At 48.2% G+C, this 22,114-nt stretch carries 14 protein-coding genes; 3 read left to right on the forward strand and 11 right to left on the reverse strand.

Annotation, left to right across the window (positions count from 1 at the left end; genetic code table 11):
- Nucleotides 1-41: 41 nt before the first annotated feature.
- The 6 genes from AC1DLI_RS17750 to AC1DLI_RS17775 form a co-directional block, all read right to left on the reverse strand.
- Complete coding sequence (locus tag AC1DLI_RS17750) at nucleotides 42-2,966, reverse strand: extracellular solute-binding protein (protein WP_477604777.1); 2,925 nt, start codon at nucleotides 2,964-2,966, stop codon at nucleotides 42-44.
- Nucleotides 2,967-3,078: 112 nt separating this feature from the next.
- Nucleotides 3,079-4,479: an ABC transporter substrate-binding protein gene (locus AC1DLI_RS17755; RefSeq protein ID WP_477604778.1), complete on the reverse strand. Its 1,401-nt coding sequence runs from the start codon at nucleotides 4,477-4,479 to the stop codon at nucleotides 3,079-3,081.
- Between the two features lie 392 nt (nucleotides 4,480-4,871).
- On the reverse strand, nucleotides 4,872-5,894 hold the full coding sequence (locus tag AC1DLI_RS17760) for a LacI family DNA-binding transcriptional regulator (RefSeq protein WP_477604780.1): 1,023 nt from the start codon (nucleotides 5,892-5,894) through the stop codon (nucleotides 4,872-4,874).
- Nucleotides 5,895-6,159: 265 nt separating this feature from the next.
- On the reverse strand, nucleotides 6,160-7,143 hold the full coding sequence (locus tag AC1DLI_RS17765; RefSeq protein ID WP_477604782.1) for a LacI family DNA-binding transcriptional regulator: 984 nt from the start codon (nucleotides 7,141-7,143) through the stop codon (nucleotides 6,160-6,162).
- Between the two features lie 78 nt (nucleotides 7,144-7,221).
- Complete coding sequence (locus AC1DLI_RS17770; protein ID WP_477604784.1) at nucleotides 7,222-10,614, reverse strand: GH36-type glycosyl hydrolase domain-containing protein; 3,393 nt, start codon at nucleotides 10,612-10,614, stop codon at nucleotides 7,222-7,224.
- Nucleotides 10,615-10,630: 16 nt separating this feature from the next.
- Nucleotides 10,631-12,787, reverse strand: coding sequence for a glycoside hydrolase family 3 N-terminal domain-containing protein (locus tag AC1DLI_RS17775; RefSeq protein ID WP_477604786.1), 2,157 nt, complete (start codon nucleotides 12,785-12,787; stop codon nucleotides 10,631-10,633).
- A gap of 522 nt (nucleotides 12,788-13,309) precedes the next feature.
- Here AC1DLI_RS17775 and AC1DLI_RS17780 point away from each other — a divergent pair.
- From AC1DLI_RS17780 to AC1DLI_RS17790, 3 genes are all read left to right on the forward strand, one after another.
- Nucleotides 13,310-14,554, forward strand: coding sequence for a sugar ABC transporter substrate-binding protein (locus AC1DLI_RS17780; protein WP_477604788.1), 1,245 nt, complete (start codon nucleotides 13,310-13,312; stop codon nucleotides 14,552-14,554).
- A gap of 96 nt (nucleotides 14,555-14,650) precedes the next feature.
- A complete protein-coding gene (locus AC1DLI_RS17785) occupies nucleotides 14,651-15,538 on the forward strand; it encodes a carbohydrate ABC transporter permease (protein WP_477604790.1) in 888 nt (295 codons plus the stop codon).
- 19 nt (nucleotides 15,539-15,557) lie between these two features.
- Nucleotides 15,558-16,406 carry a carbohydrate ABC transporter permease gene (locus AC1DLI_RS17790; RefSeq protein WP_477604792.1) on the forward strand — a complete coding sequence of 283 codons (849 nt, stop codon included), beginning with the start codon at nucleotides 15,558-15,560 and terminating at the stop codon, nucleotides 16,404-16,406.
- 97 nt (nucleotides 16,407-16,503) lie between these two features.
- On the opposite strand, the gene AC1DLI_RS17795 is transcribed toward AC1DLI_RS17790, so the two are convergent.
- The 5 genes from AC1DLI_RS17795 to AC1DLI_RS17815 form a co-directional block, all read right to left on the reverse strand.
- Nucleotides 16,504-17,268, reverse strand: a complete 765-nt coding sequence (locus AC1DLI_RS17795) for a sugar phosphate isomerase/epimerase family protein (RefSeq protein WP_477604794.1) — start codon at nucleotides 17,266-17,268, stop codon at nucleotides 16,504-16,506.
- 17 nt (nucleotides 17,269-17,285) lie between these two features.
- A complete protein-coding gene (locus AC1DLI_RS17800) occupies nucleotides 17,286-18,332 on the reverse strand; it encodes a Gfo/Idh/MocA family protein (protein ID WP_477604796.1) in 1,047 nt (348 codons plus the stop codon).
- Between the two features lie 48 nt (nucleotides 18,333-18,380).
- Nucleotides 18,381-19,382, reverse strand: a complete 1,002-nt coding sequence (locus tag AC1DLI_RS17805; RefSeq protein WP_477604798.1) for a LacI family DNA-binding transcriptional regulator — start codon at nucleotides 19,380-19,382, stop codon at nucleotides 18,381-18,383.
- A 191-nt stretch (nucleotides 19,383-19,573) separates the two neighbouring features.
- Entirely contained in the window at nucleotides 19,574-21,136 is a 1,563-nt protein-coding gene (locus AC1DLI_RS17810; protein WP_477604800.1) for a DUF3502 domain-containing protein, read from the reverse strand.
- 70 nt (nucleotides 21,137-21,206) lie between these two features.
- On the reverse strand, nucleotides 21,207-22,106 hold the full coding sequence (locus tag AC1DLI_RS17815) for a carbohydrate ABC transporter permease (protein ID WP_477604802.1): 900 nt from the start codon (nucleotides 22,104-22,106) through the stop codon (nucleotides 21,207-21,209).
- Nucleotides 22,107-22,114 lie beyond the last annotated feature (8 nt).

Here is a 22,114-nt window from a genome sequence, read left to right on the forward strand (position 1 = left end):
ATCTCGGCCGCGATTTTCGTTTTTTGCAAAAGAGTCCCTCCCTAGTCCTTTCCGTCCAAATTGAACTCGTTACGTTTTTCCGCTATCTCATAGTCGATCTCCTGTACATAGTCATACAAGGCGTCGGCCGTGTTCGTGCCGTTGTTGATAACTTCGCGAAGCGCGTTGTCGAGATGCCTTCCCGTGAAATAACCGCCCGGCACCTCTGGCACACCCTGAACCCATTGCCATTGCTCTTCGAGATTGAGATAATCGCGCGCCGGCCAAGGCAGCTCTTTGAGCGCTTCGATATTGGCCGTCGGATAACGCGCCGCGGCGCCCATCAGCCCTTCCATCTCTCTGCCGAAGCGTACCTGCGCGTCCTTGCTTACCCACCATTTCATGAACTCCCAGGCCGCATCCTTGTCCTTGGCCTGCTTGAGCATGATGGCGGCTGTTCCGCTGCTGGCTACGTCCCGGCGAATTGTGCCGTCCGGCTGCTCCATTCCCGGAACCGGAACGAACTCCCATAAGCCTTTGATTTCCGGCGCTGAAACGGTCAAATAGTTGTAGAAGGTATAATCCTGAATGCCCACCGGCATTTCGCCCGTCCGGAACCGCATCGGAAAATCAAAAATCAACGGGAGCTTGTAGCTGGTATAGAAATCGGTCCATTTCTTGAATGCGCCTAGACCAGTATCGGTATCCAGACCGCTCTTGGCCCCGTTTTTCAAGTAGAACGATCCATCCATCTGGTATAGCAGCATCGCATAAGCACGGTTCGCTTCCAGCACGGGGACACCCGTCGCCTGGGCAATCGGAAGAGCGAAATCCATGTGGTTCTTCTGCAGAACCGGAATCATCGCATATACATCCTCCCACGTTTGCGGCGGGTCCAAATTCAGCTCCTCCAGAATGTCCTTCCGGTAAAAGAGCATATTGAAGATTTGCTGCTCAGGCAGACCAAATACTTGATTCTCAAACTTGTAAGGAACAGTCGCGCTATCTCTAAATTGCTTCACGACCGCCTCGTAGTCCGGGAATTTCGTCAAATCCTCTGCTGCATTCCGCATACCGAAATTGACCGGCACATCGTTTCCGACCTGCATGGCCACATCGGGGCCTTCACCCGCGAGCGACGCGCGAAGCAGCACATCCTGATTGACAAGCTTAAGATTTACGCCAATTCCGGTAAGCGGCGTAAACGTATCGTCAATCATCGCTTTCAGCACTTGCGCCTGATCGCGCCCCGTTCCTACCCATACCGTTATGGACTGCTTATCGTCAGCCGTGTTTCCGATCGTATCGTAATCTTCAATGAAGGAATGGAAGAAGGATGATACCTCGTGAACGGTTTTTTTGCCAAAGGAAGCATTCGCTTTAGGCAGCTTTACATCAGACGATGCAAGGACTAAGTAATCGATTTCGAGCGGCTGCTCTCTGACCTGGAGAATCCAGGCGCCTACGCTGCCTACATTGATTTTGAATTGAGCCAATCGCTTCTGAACCGATTCCGGTTTTTTTGCCAAATCTGCCAGCTGATAGGCCGTTTTGTTCAACACGGCGGTTTTGTCGCTTTTTTCGCCCGTCAGGCGCACTAGCTCTTCCGACACGGCATACAAAATGTCGCTTTGTTTCTGGAACACTTCTACCATGTCGGGAATTTGTTTATCTAATTGATAATCACGGTATGGATCTGGAACGTTACCGGTAATCATCAAGATTTTTCGATACATGGCATTAATTTCGAGCAGACTTGCTTCTACTTGGCGTATCAGAGGTGCGATCGCGCCCAGACTGATCTCAAGCTTCAGCTCATGCTTCCCTTTAGTCAAATAGAATAAATAAGGCTCTTCCTCGCTGCCGAGCACATTCATCTGCCAATCCGAGTCGTAATAAAACGGAATTTGCGTCATTTCCTGAAACGGGATTTTCCCGTCAATCCATAGCGAGCGTGTAGAATAAATGCCCCTTAGCAATTCTTGCCTGTTCTTAATGGCAATGCGGTATAATCCGTCCTCCGGTGCTTCAATTTCCCATCCGATCCATTGGCCCGGCACCCGCCAGTTGTTGCCACCGATTGTGTTCATTCTGATCTTCGATACGTCATAAGGCTCTGTAGACGGACTCGAACGGTCGGGAATGGGATATAAAGTCGGCGATGACTTGTAAGCGGCGTTCTCACCCTGCACTTTGATCAGGTGCCCGCTGGTCTCGTTATAACCCTTTGATGCGTAATCTGCCTTCACCTCTTCGTAAGCATCAGGCCCATCGTAGCGATACAATTTGATATAGTCGATTGCCATCGGCTCTCTGGAAGACACCAGTGTCAACGTGTGCTTGCCAGCTGTGAAATAGAAGAGATACGGTTCTTCGAAATATCCCTCTGTATCTCTAAGCAGCGTCTCCTGCCACATAGGCGATTCGACCTGGCGCGGCCGCAGCTCGTTGCCCCGATTATCTTGCATGATTTGATCGCTTTCATTTTTCCATACCCGGTTAAAAATCAGGTTTCTGGCACTGGTGAATGGAAGCTCTCCGTCGATCAACAGCTCCCTTTCGATTGCAGAGCTTTTGCCTTCGATCGGAAAATAGTTAATGGCGATATGATATAAACCGGGTGTCGGTACCTCAAGTTCCCACCCGATCGAACCGCTCTCCGCCGTCTTGACGAAGTCGCCCGATATTCCACCCAGCTCGCCTACGATTTCGGGGTTCATTTCATTAGCGCTTGTAAAGTCCGCCCCTCGAATCACGATCTCCTCATTTGGCCGTTCTTCATCTTCGTACTGCTGCAAATAATGCTCGTAGCTGTTCTCTGATACGTTCGTCAAGGAGTTCTGGCTGCTCTTTGAATCGGCTTCTGTATTTGTCGCGGCTTTAGTACCGGATGCGTCGGACTGATATGCAGGGAAAACCAATATCGAGATCAGCATAGCGATGACAATCAGCCAAGCGACGGTCATTCTGGAAAAGGCGATTTTCACCTCATTCCCCCCTTTAGCAAACTAGCGGAATCTTGTTTTGTCAGCAACCGCCCAGTCTTCCATAGTCGGAAAACCGGGCAGTCTGCTTGTTCACATATAATTTTTTCTGATTCTACTCTTTCTTCTCTTCAATCTCACCGCTAAGCACTTTTTCAGCAGCAGCTTGTGCTGGTCCGATAACTTGAGCGACGCCCGTCGAAGGAGTAATTTCGCCTTTAATAAACTTACCTGTCACAGAGTCAAGCTGATCCTTAACGCCGAGACCTCCAAATCGTCCGCCGATTACCCGCTGTACCTTGCCAGCTTCATTCATAGCATTAGCGATGGAAGTTTCATCCGGCAGCACATTTTCAAGCCACAGCTTGCGGTTTGCTTCCCAGTTGTCGAAATCTTGCAATTCTTCCCAGATCTTCACAATGGCTTCCGCGTCCTTGACACCCTTTGGAATGACATAAGCAGCGGTTTGTCCGAGCGGATCTGTATAGGATGACGCATTAGGTGCTTTAGGGAAGTAAACGTATCCCCATTCATCCTTCATCTTGTCTTGAAGGCGTCCCTCGATTTCCCATAGTCCGCCCGGATACATAGCGATGTTGCCTTCCGCGAAATATTTCGCCGGATCCTCCCAGTCGTTTCCTTCGTTCGCCTTCACGACCTTATGTGTGTTATACAGCTCGTACAAGAAATTAAGTCCATCCATTGCGGCAGGAGAATCAAAGCTTGCTTTTTTGCTCGCTTCATCGTAGATAAGGCCGCCGTTGCTGGTAATCAGCTGCTCCGAGAAAATATAATGCGCGCCGGCAAGACCGTATTGGTCAACTTTTCCGTCACCGTTATTGTCAACGGTCAGTTTCTTCGCAGCATCAAGCATTGTCGTCCAATTCCAGTTGTCCTCGTCCATCAGCTGTTGCGGATCTTTCAAGCCAGCTTCCTTGAAAATCCGTTTATTGTAATACATACCGGAGTCGTTCGCGTTGAACCAGCTTTCTAATCCGAATACATTCTCGCCGCCAAAACGCATCGCTTCGACTACGTCCGGCGCAATGCGCGTATTATTGAGGGCATCATCCAATGGCGTTAGGAATCCTCCGTGCATAAGTCCCCAAATGAATCCGTCGGGTATGCGGACGATTTCTGCGAAAGGATCGTTAGCCATGACAGAGGAAGAAAGCTTCTCCGAGGTCGACCAGTATTCCGTATTCAGATACTTAATTTTGACATTGTATTTTTCTTCCACCTTTTTGATTCTTTCGCGGGCCAGTTCGTCCGCTTCCGAATCTCCGACAGGGGTTGCATCCCACCAATGCGAAATGCGAATTTCTCTGCCTCCCAAATCAGCGACAGGCGGTTCAGGTTCCTCGGTCGGAGCTTCCGTTGCAGCTGGTGCCTCGGTGGCCGGTGCCTCGGTAGCCGGTGTATTTCCTCCGTTGTTGCCACTGCATGCAGATATAATCGTCAACACAGCTATTAATAAAATAATCAACATTGGTTTCATCTTTTTCAACGGTTTCATTGTTTAGCACACTCCCCTTTAATGAATGATTAAACAAATAGAAGCAAGACAGACAGGTTAGTTAAATAATAATCGACTCTCCCCTCCCTAAATAAAATTGTATATAGTGGCGGTTGCCATTATATAAGAATTCAGGAAAAATTTGATTGCGGGAAACAGACTTTTCTGATACCTCTAATTTTTATGCAATGGGTTTCATGAAAGCCCTTTCAGTATATCCCGGTTCCAATCTTTGGTCAATAATAAAGTTTTATTTTTCCAACAATGCCTTGCGAATGTTAATTACAACAACCTTGGCTTTAGCAAACCCATAAATAAAAAGAGCAGCAAATCAGATAAATCTGATTGCTGCTCTTGAAGGAAGCTCTTTATTTTTTATCGCCGTAGAGGCATTATTTTCTCCGTGAACTTTGTCGAATGATAAGCTGAGGCTCGAGCGAGGTAAGCTTTTTGACTTTTTCTTTGTTCATCATCGCTTTAAGAACTTTAACGGCCGTCTTCCCAAGCTCGTGCGCCTGCTGGGAAACCGTAGTCAGCTCGGGGATAAAATGATGCGCCAGCGGAATATCGTCAAATCCGACGACGGACATATCATCCGGAATGGTCAGTCCGGCCTCCGTCGCAGCCTTAATCGCTCCGATCGCCGTATAATCGTTGACGCAGAACACGGCAGTTGGCCTCTCCTTCATGGCAAGCAGCTTAAGCATTTGATTTTTGCCCGAATCGATAGAGAAGCTGTCCGGGAGCAGCCATTCATCCCGTATCTTCAGTCCCATATCTTTCAGAGTCTTTCGAAATACACGCAGCTTGTTGGAAGTCGTCGTCATATGGATTTCTCCGCCAATAAAGCCGATTTCCGTATGCCCCAGATCGATTAAATGCTGGACCGCTAGAGCGGTGCCCGCCGACTCGTCCGTAGCAACCCTAATCAAGTCGGTGTTGCGCAACCCTCCGTTTACCAGCACGGTCGGAATGATGCTAGCGCACTGTACCAGCTCCTGTGCCAGATGTTCCTCGCAGTGCTTTAAATTGATCCTGCCTCCCATAAATATAATACCGTCTACACGTTTCTCCCGCATGATACTGAGATATTCCGATTCCTTAGCATAATCGCCGATCGTGTTGCTAAGCAGGAAGGTATGTCCCGACTGCATTGCCTCATGCTCGACTCCGGCGAGCACTTCCGGGAAAAAGGGATTGGTCAGATCGGGTACGATTACGCCAATAATTCCGGTTTCATTTTTAAGAAGGCCTCTGGCCATTGCATTAGGCTGAAAATTGTATTTTTGAATAAGTTCTTCAATCTTGGCACGGGTTGATCCTTTTACCGGAGCGGTATCGTTCAATACCCGGGAAACAGTCGAAATCGATACATTTGCCTCTTTGGCAATGTCATATATGGTGACCTGTCTCAAGCTAAACGCTTCCTTCCTACTTTCATGTCTCGGATTATTATAGCAAAATCAGACATGTTATGTAATGCATTGCACCCATCCTCCATTTATGAAATGGGTTTCATAAATGGAACTTAAAGTATAGAACTACTTTGTAAACATTGTCAACGGTTACCATCTTCGAGATTCATAAGCACGGATAACAACGGATAGAAAAGCGAACAAAAATAGAGATTCCCTATCTTAAGGATAGAGAGTCTCTTCGTTCATTTACTGCTATTTTGTTTTACTTAGCCGCTTTGACTGAATTCCCTTTGATTAGCGTAACATATATCCGTTCATTCTCCACCGCATCGCCGTTTATAAGCTTGATCAGCTGCTCGGCAGCAAGCGCGCCCCATTTGCGCTTCGAATAATCAATCGTAGATAGGCGCGGCTGCGTATACGAAGCCAGCTCCATGTTATCGAAGCCAACGATATGAATTTGTTCCCCGATCCGAATGTTCGGATGGTTCCCCGCCAAATAATTAAACATGCCGATCGCCATCTCATCATTAAAGCAAAACACTGCTGTGGAGACTGAACTGCCGCTGCTTTCCGCCATTATTCTCGCGGCTGCCCGCTCCCCCGCCGACTTATTGAAGTCGCCTTCGATGATGGTAAGCTTAACGCCAGCTGTCCGCTCTACCGCTTGCATGACTGCTTGCAGCCGCTGCTTCGAATCATACGAGCCGCTAGGTCCCGTTACAACGTAAAGCGTTCGGTGCCCTTGCTCGATAAGATATTCCGCTGCCAGCATAGCTCCCGCTTTGTTGTCGAGCAGAACCTGATTGATATTCGGATGCGAAAGCTCTCGATCCAGCACAACGAGCTTATGCCCGCGATTTGCATAGCTCATCAGCTCTTCGCTGCCGAATGTCTCGTCCAATATTATGGCTCCGTCGATCATGCGCTCGGGCAACATCCGATGGGACTGCTTGCCGCTGCATACAATAAGGTCGTAGCCCTTTTGCGTCAAAATCTCCTTTGTTCCTTGCAAGAGATCGCCATAGAAAGCGCCGCTGAAGTCGGTAAGAAAGACACCGATAATTTTCGTTTCCCTCGTCTTGAGCGATCTTGCAGCAGCGTTCGGGACATAATTCAATTCCTTGGCGATAGCAAGTATTCTTGCCGTCGTCTCGTCTGTCACCTTGGGGCTGCCGTTAAGCGCATAAGATACGGTCGAGATCGAGACCCTCGCTTGTTTAGCGATATCTTTAATACTAACCACAGCACTCGCTCCTATCTATCATTGTTCAATCATTATATCACAAAGACTGGCGGTTCTTGGATACCGCCAGTCTGCTTCTTACATAAATATTTCTATCCGGTTCGATGCCGCAGCTAGGCTTTCTTTCAATTGCTCGCCTGGAATTTGAATACCGCCTGTACGATAGCGGTTAGCTGACGGTATTAGCGGCATCTCCCTGCCGTTAATCGTTATTTTTGTTATCTGCTTCGCATCGCTGAGGCGATAGACGAAGGTAATTGGCAAGCCGTTCCACATGAATTCGAATTGCATACCATCAAGCTTGGCAGGCAGAATCGGATCGATGACCATCTCGCCCTCTGATTGACGAATGCCGAGTGCATTCGAAATCAATTGGTTCATATAAATGCCGGGGCCGCTTGAGTAAATCCGCCAGCCGCCCTTAACCGGCACTGTACCTTCACGCAGCTCGCCGAAGCACTCTTGCGCCTCATAACGGTTATTGAATTTACCATCCGAGCTGCTGAAATACGAGTTGCTTTGGCGCAGCTCTGCATTTGGCACGACATCGCGCAGGCCGACTGGATTAATCATTAGCAGGCTTTGCCACACTTCATCGGTCTTGCCCAGCTTCGCCATTGCCTCTACATAACGTATATGAGCATGCACGTATTGCAAACCAACCTCTCGGCCGAAGTTCGCTGCCTGCTCCGCTCGCTTGAAGTTCGTGCTTACGCCGCCCGCATACTGCGCAGGGCGATCCATGAGCCGCACGCCATCCGGACAATATAACTGCTCTTTAATAATGCGGTAATGCTCCGCCGCTTGCTCCTCTGTCAGCAGCTCGCTGATCATGCTGCGCGTCATTGGGAGCAGTCGGTATTGAATGCCTGTAGTCGTATCCGTAGGGTGAAGCATCAGCTTCGCATCGCCCGGCTTCTCCATATAAACAAAGCCTGGAATAACATCTTGCTGAAGCATATACCGGTTGAAATCTTCTTTGATCGCGGATGCCAGCTCCGTAAGCTCAGCTGCCTGCACCTCATCTACGGACTCCATCACTCGTCCAAACTGCGCAATAACCTGATACGTCAGTGCTACTGTCCAGCTGCTGACCATATATTGCTTCAACTGCGCATTTGCTGGTTGAAGTGTGTCATCCCAATCGCCGTCGCCATACGAAGACAAATGTGTGTCATGCAGGAAGTGATCCTTCATATAAGCAATTTCCTTCAGCGCATGCTCAAGCAGCGTTGCCGATTCCGTCGTAAATTCACCCTTGTGGCGTACCGTATAAGGAACGCGTTCCTGCAAAATGCTGTAATCCTTCGTCGCAGCGAGGTAATCACCCAGCACCTTAAGCGGCCAGACAATAATATCGCCATGACTCTCTTCCTGCTGAATGCGGAAGTACCGGTCGAACATGAACCATTGCGGCCAATTGCCGTCATCCTCATATTGATGCGAATAAACGGTCTTAAGAATTTCCGCAACCTGTTCGAATTTGCGCATCGCCATGAAATATTCCGTCGGCCCCTGGCAGACGTCACGCGTTCCCCACGCTGCGCCGCCGTATTGTTCCAATCCGTGCGGAACGGAATAATGGACGAGCATATTGTGCGTGTACCACCATGCCAACGCGTTCACTTTGTCAAGCTCAGCCGCAGCTACAGCAGTTCCTTCCCCTGATAAGCGGAAGCCGTTCATCACATTCCGGAAAAATTCACGGTAGCGCTCGATTTCCAGCTCCGATTTCCGTTCTGTGAACGGCAGATCCTCACCATGCAAGAGTCCTTGCATGGTAATCGTCCATTCTGCGCTCGCGCCGAGCAAAAGAACCATTAATGAAGCTGCCCGAGGCTTAACGCCGCTGATAAGCAAGCTTTCATCGCCTGTTGTCATATCCGCACCGTCAACAGTCATCCGGTATTGCAGATCAGGGAAGACGGATGAACTGATCGATTCATGGTTTGCCTTAAACGTAAGCACGCCATCTGCTTGCTCCATATGAAATGGAAGCTCATATTCATTGTTGTTCATCGACACTTGGTTCGTAACGAGGCAGCGATAAGATTTCCCGTTAACCGAACGCAAATGGAGACGTACCTCAGGCGTGTCGACTGTAGTAAAATTCGTAATCATAAGCGTATCATCTGCCATTTTGTAATACCAACGGGCATAGTTGAACCCGATCTCGAACATCGAAGGCATCGTGAGCAGGCGGTACGTTCCTTCCAGCTCTACATAGATGCGCTGACCCGATGTCTTGAGCGTATTCAGAGCGCTGCGGGCATTGGTAAGCATCTTATGGAAGTTCGTATTTCCTGTTAACAGCTGCGAGTTAAAAATACCATACATATATGAAGTTGTAGTCATTACGTTCTCAGTCAACTTGTCGTTGCCGCCGGACATCAGAATATGACCATGCGGTCGCTCCACTAGCAGCTCCTTCTCCTTCAGCACAACATGCTCATGGCTGTCGGTGAAGAAGGAAAGCAGCTTGCCATCCTGCCATTCCTCTTGATGACGGAGAGGGAAATAGGCGTCAATCTCCGCTGTAGCCATCGATGCCGTACGTAACGGTGAACCGATGGATGCTGCGAACTCAACTTTAACTGCAGGCTCAGAAGCAACTGCAAGATCAGCTTCTTTGGTGCGTTCAACCTCTTCCCAAGCGCTCCGAACTTCCGAGCCGAATGCCAACGAATCGACAGCAGAAGGGTGATTCGCCTTGAACAAGCCGTAAAATACGAAGCGCGCCTCCCCCTCAAGCTGGGTAAGTTCCGATTGCAGCGCCGCATATCCGAATTCGTATTGGTATACTTCATTCGCTAGCTCAGGCTTGCCAAGAGCTTCAGGAACATCCGTTTCCTTATAGCTGATGCCGAAGAATTGGAATCCATCCGTCGAATAGCCATCCGCACCCGTAAGCGTGCCATGCTGCATATAAGGGAATGCGCCGCCTTGCATCGGCTGATTCTGACGGAAGCACAGCACATAGCCTTGTTCCTCATCTTTAAACGCCTTATGATCGACATACTGCGACATATAGGCCTCGTTTGTCCGTACCGCGCCGATATCTGCGAGTCCAATATCCTGACCATAAATGATATCGATCTTCGCTTCTCTTCCATGCGAATTAACCGTTACATCCCAGAACCAGATGCCATGCTTTGTCGCGGTGAATACAACGCGGTAGGAGATGCCGCCAAACGCTGTCCCCTCAAATAGCAGGCGTCCGCCCGCAGTCGACATCCGGCTCGATGAACGAATGCCAAGCAACGGCTCGTAAGAAATGCCTTCTGCGCTATGCACGCGTAAATATATGTTGTTAAGCGATCCGTCAACAGAATTCGACACCACTTGATTAAGCATCGTTCCTTGATGAACGGCTCTCGAGAGATCCCCGCTGCTTAGAAAATCAAACGTCAGCTCTCCCGCTTTTATCTGTACCAAATCCATCGCCTTATGAGTATCGATTAGAGCTTTCATGCTTCTCACTGCCTTTCTATTTGCTTAGTTTGAATTTAAGCGCCGTTACATCCCGGCTATTAGGACCGATATAAAGTTCAAAGTCGCCAGGGTCGCTGGCAAAGGTAAGATCAGCATGATAATAGCGCAGCTGCTTCTCCTCCAGCTTGAAGGAAATTTCTTTGCTCTCGCCCGGCTGCAGCATAACCTTGCGGAATGCTTTCAGCTCCTGCAGCGGACGAACGACATCGCCCGCCATGTCCCGTACGTACAGCTGCACCGTATCCTCGCCAGCGCGATCCCCCGTATTCGTTACGGTTATGTTTACATGCAACGGTTCCGAAGCACTCATCGTATCCACAGCCATCACCGCTTCGCTGTATTCAAAGGTCGTATACCCTAGCCCGTAGCCAAACGGCAGCAGCGGCTCATTCGGAATGTCCAAATATTGCGATACGTATCTTACCTGCGCATCCGGAGCGCCCTGCGGGCGGCCGGTATTGAATCGATTATAATAGACCGGCACTTGGCCGACGGAATAAGGAAATGACATCGTTAGCCTTCCGGTTGGCTCGGATTCACCGAACAGCAGCTCCGCAATAGCTGCACCCCCTTCTGTTCCTGGGAACCAAGCTTCCAGCACCGCGTCTGCTTGATCGATAACACCATGCAGATCAAGTGGACGCCCGTTGAATAAAACAGCGACCATCGGCTTGCCGAGCTGCTTCAGCTTAGCAACCAGCTCAAGCTGAACCTGCGGCAGCTGGATATTGGACCTGCTTCCCGCTTCCCCGCTCATATCGGAATGCTCGCCCAGTGCCAGCACAAGGACATCCGCATTGCCTGCCGCTGCAATCGCCGCTTGCCACTGTTCATCTGTCGCCGTTTCGATGCTGCAGCCCTCTGCTACAGACAGCAGCGACGCATCTATCTTGCTCCCGATACCTGCTGCAAGCTGAATAGCCTCGTCTTTGGAGCCAAGCCAAGACCAAGGACCAAGAATATCGCCGTTAGCCGCAAACGGGCCGATTAATGCGATTTTCTGTTCACGTTCAAGCGGGAGTACGGCATCATTTTTCAAGAGCACACATGATTTAAGCGCCAGCTCTCGCGAAGCCTTCAGGTGGGCTGCCGAGCCAACGATTTCCTGCTCAAGCTCCGCATTCGCGCCGCGGAATGGCTGTTCGAACAAACCAAGTTTTTGTTTAAGCTCGAGAATACGCAGCACAGCTTCATCGATCAGCGCTTCGTCAATCTCGTTCGACTCAACAAGATGCTTTAGATGATCGGCGTAACAGGTTGTCATCATCTCGATATCTACGCCCGCTCTGAGTGCTTTCATCGCCGCTTCAGCCTCATCCGCCGCAACGCCATGCGGGATAAGCTCTTTTACCGCGCCCCAATCGGAGATCATGACGCCGTCAAACGCCCATTCGCCGCGAAGCAGATCACGCATGAGCCATTTGTTACCTGTAGCCGGTATGCCGTCCACTGTATTGAATGCCGTCATGACCATCTCACAGCCTTCATCCAGCGCTGCTTTATAGGAAGGCAAATAAAACTCGCGAAGCTGACGCTCGGAAAGATCGACCGTGTTATAGTCGCGTCCACCCTCCGCAGCTCCATATGCAGCAAAGTGCTTCACGCAGGCAGCGACGCGGCTGACATCATTTGCAAGATCCTTCCCTTGGAAGCCTCTTACGAATGCTCTCGCAAACTCGCTGTTCAAATAAGGGTCCTCACCGGTCGATTCCATCACTCTGCCCCATCTTGGGTCGCGCACGAGATCGACCATTGGAGCGAACGTGACATGTACGCCAGCCGCCGCAGCTTCCTTGGCAGCAATCTCCGCGCTTTGCTCGGCCAGCTCCAAATCCCATGAGCAGCCGATCGCCAGCGGAACAGGGAAGATCGTTTTATAGCCGTGAACGATATCTGCCATTACGAGCAGAGGTATACCCAGGCGATTGGTCGCCAAATGCTGTTTCTGGACGTTAATGACATCATCAGCCCCAGTTAAGCCGAGCACCGAGCCCGTATTACGTACCGTATCCTCCGTTATACCCATCTCTGCCATCGGCCCGGTTATTTGTCCATCCGCACCTTGAAAGAAAGGAGCCGCCAGCTGCAGCAGCTGTCCAACCTTCTCCTCCAGCGTCATGAGCTTTAGAAGCTCCGCAGGTTGCTTCACCATATCCGTGTTCCCCCCTCGTTGTATCCGATCATATCTATCATTCTTATCTTTAATGTTTGCAGGTCCTTCTGTCTTTACAACAAAAAACGTGAAATAACCAATCTTCAATGCAATCGAAACGTTTCTATTGAAACCTAATCTGGATTATAAACAATTAAAAAAGAGTCGTCAATGACTGTTTCATATCGTTTTTTACCATTAAATGACTATTTTCGTTCAATAAAAAGGGGTTGAATACGATTACAGTTTGATCTATAATGATGTCGAAACGTTTCGAAACTCAATTATCGACTGGATTGAAAGCTATTCATGGGGAATTATTTTGTTCATTGAAACGTTTCACCACATCGAAAAGAAATTCGAAATACATGTGGCGAACGTTTTTGCTTTAGGAGGTGCTTAAGCAGTATCCTGCTTGTCCTATTCAGCAATATGGCTGAAACGACAACCTACTTCGTGCATAACTTGCACATATTCACTGCATAGTACTTATTAGAATCATTTACTCGGGAGGAATATTTTATGTTTAAAAAATCGGTAGCAACCGTATTAGCCAGCTCTATGCTGCTTATCGGAGCACTCACTGCGTGCGGAGGCAACGGCAACGACAAAGCCGCTGACAGCAAAGTAACGATCAACGTATGGGGCATGGGTGAAGAAGCAAAAGCTTTGCCGAAAATTGCTGAGCAATTCGAAAGCGAGAATCCTAACATTAAAGTCAATGTACAGGCACTTCCTTGGGATACGGCGCATGATAAGCTGTTGACGGCGGTCGCTTCCAAGAAAGGACCGGATGTGCTTCAAATGGGTACGACTTGGATACCTGAATTCGGCTCTGCCAAGGCGCTTATGGACCTGACTCCATACGTCGAGCAATATCCAGAGCTGGCTGAAGAGAATTTCTTTCCCGGATCGATTTCAACGACCAAATATGAAAATACTACTGTCGGCGTGCCTTGGTATATCGACACTCGCGTACTTTACTACCGTACAGACCTGCTGAAGGAAGCTGGCTATGATCAAGCGCCGCAAACGTGGGACGAGCTTAAGGATRCAGCAACCAAGCTTAAAGCTCGCGGCAAAAACAAGTACGGCATCAGCCTTGATGTGAACGAGCAGTCGCTTCTATTCATGTTTGCGCGTCAAAACGGCTCGAAGCTTATCGAGAACAATAAGCCGTTATTCAACCAACCGGAGTTTGTTGAAGCGGTCAACTATTTGAACAGTTTCTTCAAAGACGGCTCTGCGCCGATTGATCTTGGCATGGACATCATCCCTGCTTTCAAGGGCGATGGCATACTGCCAATGTTCATCAGCGGCCCATGGATGATTAAACTGATCAACGACCAAGCTCCTGAGCTTAAAGGCAAATGGGCTACTGCTGTGCTTCCTAAGAAAGAGAACAACTTATCTTCCCTAGGCGGCTCTAACTTGTCCGTATTCCAATATACAGAGCACAAAGAAGAAGCTTTGAAATTTCTAGCTTACATGAGCAAGCCTGAGACGCAATTGAAATGGCTGGAGCTGTCGAACTCCCTTCCTTCCACGAAGAAAGCTTGGGAAGACGAAGCTTTGACGACTGACCCTAACTTGAAAGTCATTGGAGAGCAAATGAATAACTCGGAGCCAATGCCGGTTATTAAGGCGTGGGAAGAAATCGCACAAAACGTTCTGTCCACGTTCGAGAAAATCTATCGCGGCAAGGCAGAAGTACAAGAGGAACTGGACAGCTTCAACGCTAAATCTGACCAAATATTGAATAAATAATGATCGCTAGTGTCGGCAGCGCTCCTGAAACGGAGCCGCTGCCGGTTCCATTAGGAATGGATGAAGCTTGCGCTCATAGCAAAGGAAGGGTCGTATATGAAAGGGATCTCCCAGAGCAAGGCACCGTATTTCTTTATCGCTCCAACGCTTATTTTACTTACCTTATTCTCGTTATTGCCGATCCTCGTGGCTTTGATAATAAGCTTTACGAATATGGACTTGGCGGGCCTCGCTGATTGGTCCAATATTTCATTCGTCGGATTCAAGAACTATGTAGACGTGCTGGCTGATCCTGTTTTTGTAAAAGCCATATTGAATACGTTGTTTTACGTTATTATCGGGGTTCCCCTCGTCATCATATGCTCGCTCGCTATTGCGATCATGATTAATTTCGGCGCGAACCGTGTGTTCAAAGCTTTCCGCGTTATATATTACATGCCTTCGGTTACGAACGTTGTTGCAGTTGCGGTCGTATGGGGTTTTCTCTACAACCCTGCATTTGGTCTACTCAACTATGTACTCGATTCGATCAACCTGCCTGCCGTCCCTTGGCTTCAAGATCCGATTATGGCCAAGGTATCGCTTATTCTGATGGCGGTATGGAGAGGGATCGGTCTAAATATGATCATCTTTATCGCTGCTCTGCAAGGCATTCCGAAATCTTACTACGAGGCAGCTCAGCTCGATGGCGCAAGCACATGGAAGCAGCTTATCCATATTACAATTCCGATGCTTCGCTTCGCGATCTTCTTCGTATCGATCACAACGATGATCGGCTGGCTGCAATTTTTCGAGGAGCCATTCATAATGACAAATGGCGGCCCGCTCGACAGTACGACATCCGTAGCGTTGTTCATTTACCGCAACGGATTCCAGCTTAGCAACTTCGGCTACGCGGCAGCGGGATCGTTTGTCCTGTTTATCGCAATCATTATTATTACGCTTGTTCAATTCAGATTCCAAAGCAAAGAAACGGATCTATAATCAAACGGAGGTGTAATGGATGAGTTCGCAAACAAAAGCGTCAAGCGTCTCAAGCGGCGAAAAAGCGCTCAAGTGGATACTGGGCATTTGCCTCGCGGTCGGCGGGGTATTGGTCATCCTTCCTTTCGTATGGATGATCCTATCTGCCTTTAAGCCGGAGGGCGAGATTCAGAATATACCGCCCACCCTGCTGCCTGAGCGGTTCACGACAGAAAACTTCAAAAACTTGTTCGAGAATATGAATTTTGGCGTCTATTTGAAAAATACGCTTATTATCGTCATCTTCTCCTTTATCGGCTTATTCATGAATGCGATGGCTGGATTCGGTTTTGCGAAATATAAATTCAAGGGCAGCAATAACATGTTCTATATCGTGCTCGCTACGATGATGATTCCTGGTCAGGTTACAATGATTCCGGTCTACCTGATCCTGAATGAGATGCATCTAACGAATACGATGATCGGCGTCGTGCTGCCTGGTCTTGTCGGAGCGTTCGGCATATTCTTGTTCCGTCAGTTTATGTCCACCATTCCGGATGAGCTGCTTGAAGCGACCCGTCTTGACGGTGCAAGCGAATTCCGCACCTTCCTGCAGATCGTGCTTCCGATCTCGAAGCCCATTCTAGCGGTACAAGGCATTCTCGCCTTCATTGGCGGATGGAACAGTTTCCTATGGCCGCTCATTATCGCGAATGATGAGAAGCTGTACACCCTCTCCGTCGGCTTATCGTTACTAAAAGGGCAATACGGCGGAAACTATGCGCTTCAAATGGCCGGCTCTACATTTATGGTTGTGCCGATTATCATTATATTCATCTTCTTCCAGAAGCATATTATCGAGAACTACGCCATTTCAGGCATTAAGTAGTAACAGCAGGGGCTGTCCTACAAGGTCTTTATTGACCTTTGAGGACAGCCACTGCATCGTTTCAGAAGTATATTAGGATGCAGATGTGAGCGACAAATTAAAGCAAGCCCTTCTCTTTCAAGTTCAGATAGCTGACTGTCGCAGTTTCGATCCCAGTAAGATTGCGGAGCTGGTCCTGCTCGACAGTCATCCATTCAACTCCGATTTCCGTTGCAGCATCAATGGATTCATTAATTTTCACGATACCCGTACCGACAGCAGTCCACTTTCCGATCTCGTCGATGCCGTAGATGTCCTTCAAATGAATGGCCGGTACGCGGCCCGCCATCTTGTGAAGGATGTGTGCCGGATCGGCGCCGCCAATCGTAATCCACGCGACATCCAGACGAAAAAAGAGATTTCGAGGATCCGTATGCTCTGCTAAAATATCCAATGAGTAAACGCCGTTGAATGTTCTTTGGAACTCATGGGCATGATTATGGTAGCAAAATCTCAGCCCCTCCGCTGTAAAACGAGCGCCTGCTGCATTGTACAATTCAGCATCGCGAAGCAGCTGCTCCCGTGTATCTACAACGTCCCACCAGAAGGTGACATCCTTCGTTTGTAACGAGTGGGCCTCTCTAATTACTTTATCGAGCTCCTTCTCGTCGCGCAGCTGTTCCTTGTTGACACTGTGCGTAGCAACTTGGAGTCCCAATCCATGGAACCGCGCTACATTAGCGTTTACATCTCCTTTGAGCAGCTCAGCTCCACCTTCGATCCCCTCATATCCGATCTCAGCTACACGCTGCATGGTACCCCAGAAATCCTGCTTCGCTTCTTCGTTAACGATTCCGATTAAACCAAGTTTAGGTCTCGACATTGTAAGGTTCGCGCTCCTTATTTAGTAAATTGGCCGTTCTCTAACATCGTGATAAATGGACTGTCAGTTACGCCGGAAAGCGGCAGCTCCACGCGTGCATTTCGGCGTACCGATTCATAAACAGCAAAAATAATTTCCGAGGCGCGAAGTGCCTTTCGATACGAAACCTCAGGTTCTTCGCCTGTCTCTAAACAGTCGATCGCGTGGCGGACATAACCCTTCATCTGATCGGACATCGAAGATAATTCCATCTCAGGCTTCCAAGTCGGATCCTCATAGTTGATACCTCTGACAATTTGCCCGTCCCACATTACTTCGATAAAGCCCTCAGCGCCGATCACCCGAACACCGGCCCAAATCTTCGTCATATCCTGACTCGGCTCCCATGTATCGATGGAGCCGGAATAGAGATTGGCTTGGACACCGTTAGCGAATACGATCTGCCCTGACGCCCCGCATTCTGAAGCTACGTTGAACCAGTTAAATACTTCTGTGGTATCGACCGCTCCAAGCACCCATTTCGCTGAGGTTTCATCAAGATAGCTTATTGCCTGGTCAAACGTGTGGATGCCGCAATCCAGCAAATTTGGCGGGGAATATAGATCCATTCGGAGCACTTGTCCGATTTTCCCTTCCTTTATTAGGCGCCTTACGGTTTGATTTCCCTTTGCAAAACGTCGTTGAAGAGAGAAGGTCAGCTGACAGCCCGTCTCTTCAGCGATCATCCCCATCTCTTGGCATTCTCCCCAGGTCGCCGACATCGGTTTCTCACACAGTACGGCTTTGACGCCGGCTTCCGCACAATCACGAAATACCGATAAATGCAGTGGAGTCCATAGACAGATTAGAACTACGTCAGGCTTCTCCTTCGCCAGCATTTCCTTGTGGTCAGTGTAGATCTTTGCTTGAAAACCAAATTCGGCATTCAGCATTTCAGCCGATGCAGTTGAGATATCGCACAAAGCGACAACCTCACACCTGTTGTCGTCTTGTACGCCGATCGCGTGTTCATGCGCACGTTTGCCACAGCCGATAAAAGCTACCCGTTTGGTTTGTGTGTTCACCCTAAATCCTCTCCTTCAATCTATATACTTTTGAGACAGCTGCTTCTATTATTCTTTTTCCTGTCTTTTCTGGACGGAATCGCGTATCACCAATTGTGTTGGGAATTTATAAAGCTGATCAACCTCTTTACCTTCAAGAATCTGAAATAACACATGGGCGGCCAATGCACCGCGTTCGTATTTAGGCTGCATAACTGTCGTGAGAGAAGGCCGAACATACTGCGCCAATTCAATATCGTCAAAGCCAATGACCGAGACATCGGACGGCACTTTTATGCCATGCTCCTTGAACGCTTTCATTCCGCCGATTGCCATTTCGTCGTTGGCATACATAATGCTCGTTGGCAATTTCCCTTGCGCGATAAGCATTTTGGTCATACTATAGCCGTTATCCCGTGTAAAAACCCCAAATTGATGCAGTTTACCATCCGAATCCAATCCATGCTTGCGCAATGCGCTTTCATATCCGTTAACCCGCATCGTATGAAGACGGTCTAACGCGTTACCGCCTATATAAGCAATATCCCGGTGTCCTTGTTCAATAAAATATTCCGCTGCCATATAGCAGCCTTCTTCGTTATCGACTTCGATGCTGACAACAAATTCGTTATCTACTCTCCGATCAAGCAGAATGATAGGAAACTCTTTTCTAGCTGATTGCATAATAATGTCTTCGCTAATATTGTAGGCCAATACGATGGCTCCATCGACCCGCTTCTMTGTCAAAAATTTGACTGCGGTGGACGATTCCTCTCCCATCGAGCTGCAAGCCAGCAAGTCATAGCCTTTGGACAATGTAACTTCCTGAATGCCTTTCACCAATTCCGAATAATGCGGGCCAGCCAAATCCGTCACGATAAGCGCGATCGTACGCGTGCTGTTTCTTTTTAAATCGGAAGCGATTCCGTTTTTCTGATAATTCAATTCACGAGCGGCTTCTAAAATTTTTTGTTTCGTATGCTTGCTTACTTTAGAGTTATTATTCAAGGCGTACGAGACCGTCGATATCGATACACCTGCCATTTTAGCGACATCTTTAATCGTAGCCATTCTGTCTTGTCTCCCCACACATCCGAATCAGGGAAATCCCTCGTCCGAAACCAATGTTTTACTTTGTTAAACGTAAACGGCTCTTACCGTATTCAGGTGAAATAAGCTATAGTTTTTGTGAAATATATATTCTTAGAATTTATGGATAAGGGAGCTATGAACATAGCTCCCTTACGACTTCTCAATATACGTCAGTTGCCAGATTCAAAATCGGCAAGCTGTGCTTGGACTTCTGCAATGACCTTGTCAACACCCGCTGCTTGCAGCTGTTTTCTGTACTCAGCCACCGCTTCTTTCGGATCTTTGCTTGTTTTGCCAAGCATAAGCTGCATGCCCAGTTGTGAATTTACGTTAGAAATAGCTGCAATCTCCGTCGTCACTTTCGATGGATCGAAGCTGAATCCCATGTACGGATCGTTGATGGCGAAAGTATCCCATTCTGCGTACAACGTGTTACGAACCGGGTTTTCCGTATCCATGCGCAAATTATATTTATCATTCCGTAAGGACCATGTCGCGAAACCACCGCCGTCGACTTTATCATCAAAACCTGCCGGCGTTTTCTTAACGCCGTCTTCAATAATGTACTGACGGCCTTCGATACCATATTGTATCAAATTGTAATATTCCGGATCGGTCATAAACTTTTCAATTGCCATCAGTGCACGTTCCGGATTTGCAGAATTCGAGCTGATAACAGTGGAGTTCTCCACGCCCATTTTCCGTTTAATCTTCTTCCCTGCTTCAGCGAACGTATAGAAATAAGGATCCGATTCCGGCTGTGCTTTCATGTCCGATCCATACTTGCCAATCCAATCCTGAGCATGAGTAAGGTAACCCGCTGAGTTAGCCGCTCTAAAGTTAGTCCCGGCATCGACTTGCGAGGACAGGATGTCCTTTGGCCAGTATCCTTTATCCGACCACTCGCGCATTTTCACAGCCCAATCTTCAAACTCTTGGGTGAAGGCAGGGTGGAATACGTTTTTATAATCTTTCGGACTCTTCGTAACAAGATTAAGCTCCGTTAGAGATATACCAGGCGCGTTCTGCCACTCACCCGTCGTATCGACCAGCATTCTAAACATGTTAAAAGCATCGTTTGCATTGCCGTTGATTGGCGGATAGGACTCGTTCGCCAATACATTGTCCATGTATTTCTCCATGTCTTCAATGGTGCTGATTTTCTCCATGTCATACTTCTTCAGCAGATCGGAGCGGTAGCCAAAACCAGCAGGCGTGTACTCACTGTACAAAGAAGGCACACCGTAGATTTTGCCGTCGAACTTAGAACCTGCCCAGGTTTCTTCAGGTATAGCTGCCTTCAGGGTTGGGGCAACCTTATCCAGCATGTCCGTGATATCTACGAGCGCATCCTGTCCGGCCAGCGAATAATAGGACACCGCGGCACCTGGTGACGCATGAGCCATATCGAACTTCTCGCCAGAGGCGAACAGCAACGGATACTTAGTAGCAATATCCGGCCAGTCAATATACTTGACCTCCAGCGTCGCATTGATATCGCGTTTAAGCAATTTGTTGATCTCAGCCAGAATGTCCTTATTGGCAACGCCTTCAGAACCCCATAAATAATAAACCAGCTTAACCTCTTTAGAAATGTCTACACCGCTCGAGTTAGTAGACGCTGCCGGCTCTGTGGATGGCGTGTTCTCTTCCTTTGATGATGTACAGCCAGCCAATAGGCTGGTCAGCATAATAACAGCCAGTATCAAAATCGAAAATGTTTTACCTTTCATGATATTGCCTCCCTTTTTTAATTACAAATCTTACTTCTATAATAGATACACCCTTAGTAAGGGGTATTTATTAACCTTTAACCGCACCAATGGTAAGACCCGATACAAAATAGCGCTGTGCAAACGGATATAACAGGATAATCGGACCCGTTGCCAATACGGCAGTAGCCATCTTAATGGATTGTGTCGGTAACTCCGCCGTATCGATGACCACGCCCTGATTAATAAGCGCTTGGATATTGGTCTGGTTGATCATACGCTGCAAAAAGTATTGCAAAGGAAATTTGTCAGGAGACTGGATGTAAAGCATGCCATTATACCATTCGTTCCAAAAACCGAGTGCCGCAAAAAGGCCAACGGTAGCGAGTGACGGAATCGCCAGAGGAATAAATATTTGCCAATAGATGCGGAAATCGCCCGCGCCGTCAATCGTAGCTGACTCGTACAAGGAATCAGGAATCGCTTTCATGAAATTCCGCATAAGGAAAATCGACCATGCGCCGACAACGCCGGGCAAAATCATAGCGAACAAGCTATCCTTCAGATGCAAATATTTGACCATCAGGATATAACTTGGAATTAAACCGCCGGCAAAAAGCGTCGTAAAGTAGATCATGAAGGAGAAAAAATTACGATACTTAAAATCCTTCCGGTTAAGAACAAATCCTGCCATCGACATCATAAACAATCCTAAAGCGGTGCCGACAACCGTAATAAATATCGTTACGCCATAAGCTTTGGATAACGCTGTCGAGTTACTGATCAGCACTTCGTAAGCCTTGATGGAAAAATCGCTCGGAATCAGCTTGTACCCTTCGCGAATGATTTCCTGCTCATTCATCAATGAAGAGGAGATCATCAGGACAAAAGGAAACAGGCAAACCAAGGCGAAGCAGGTGATGCACAAATAGCTGATTAGTTTTATGAATATACTGCTGTAATCTTCTTTTTCTTTATTTTTATTTCCCATATTATCCA

The sequence above is a fragment of the Paenibacillus sp. 01T443 genome (assembly GCF_056398325.1).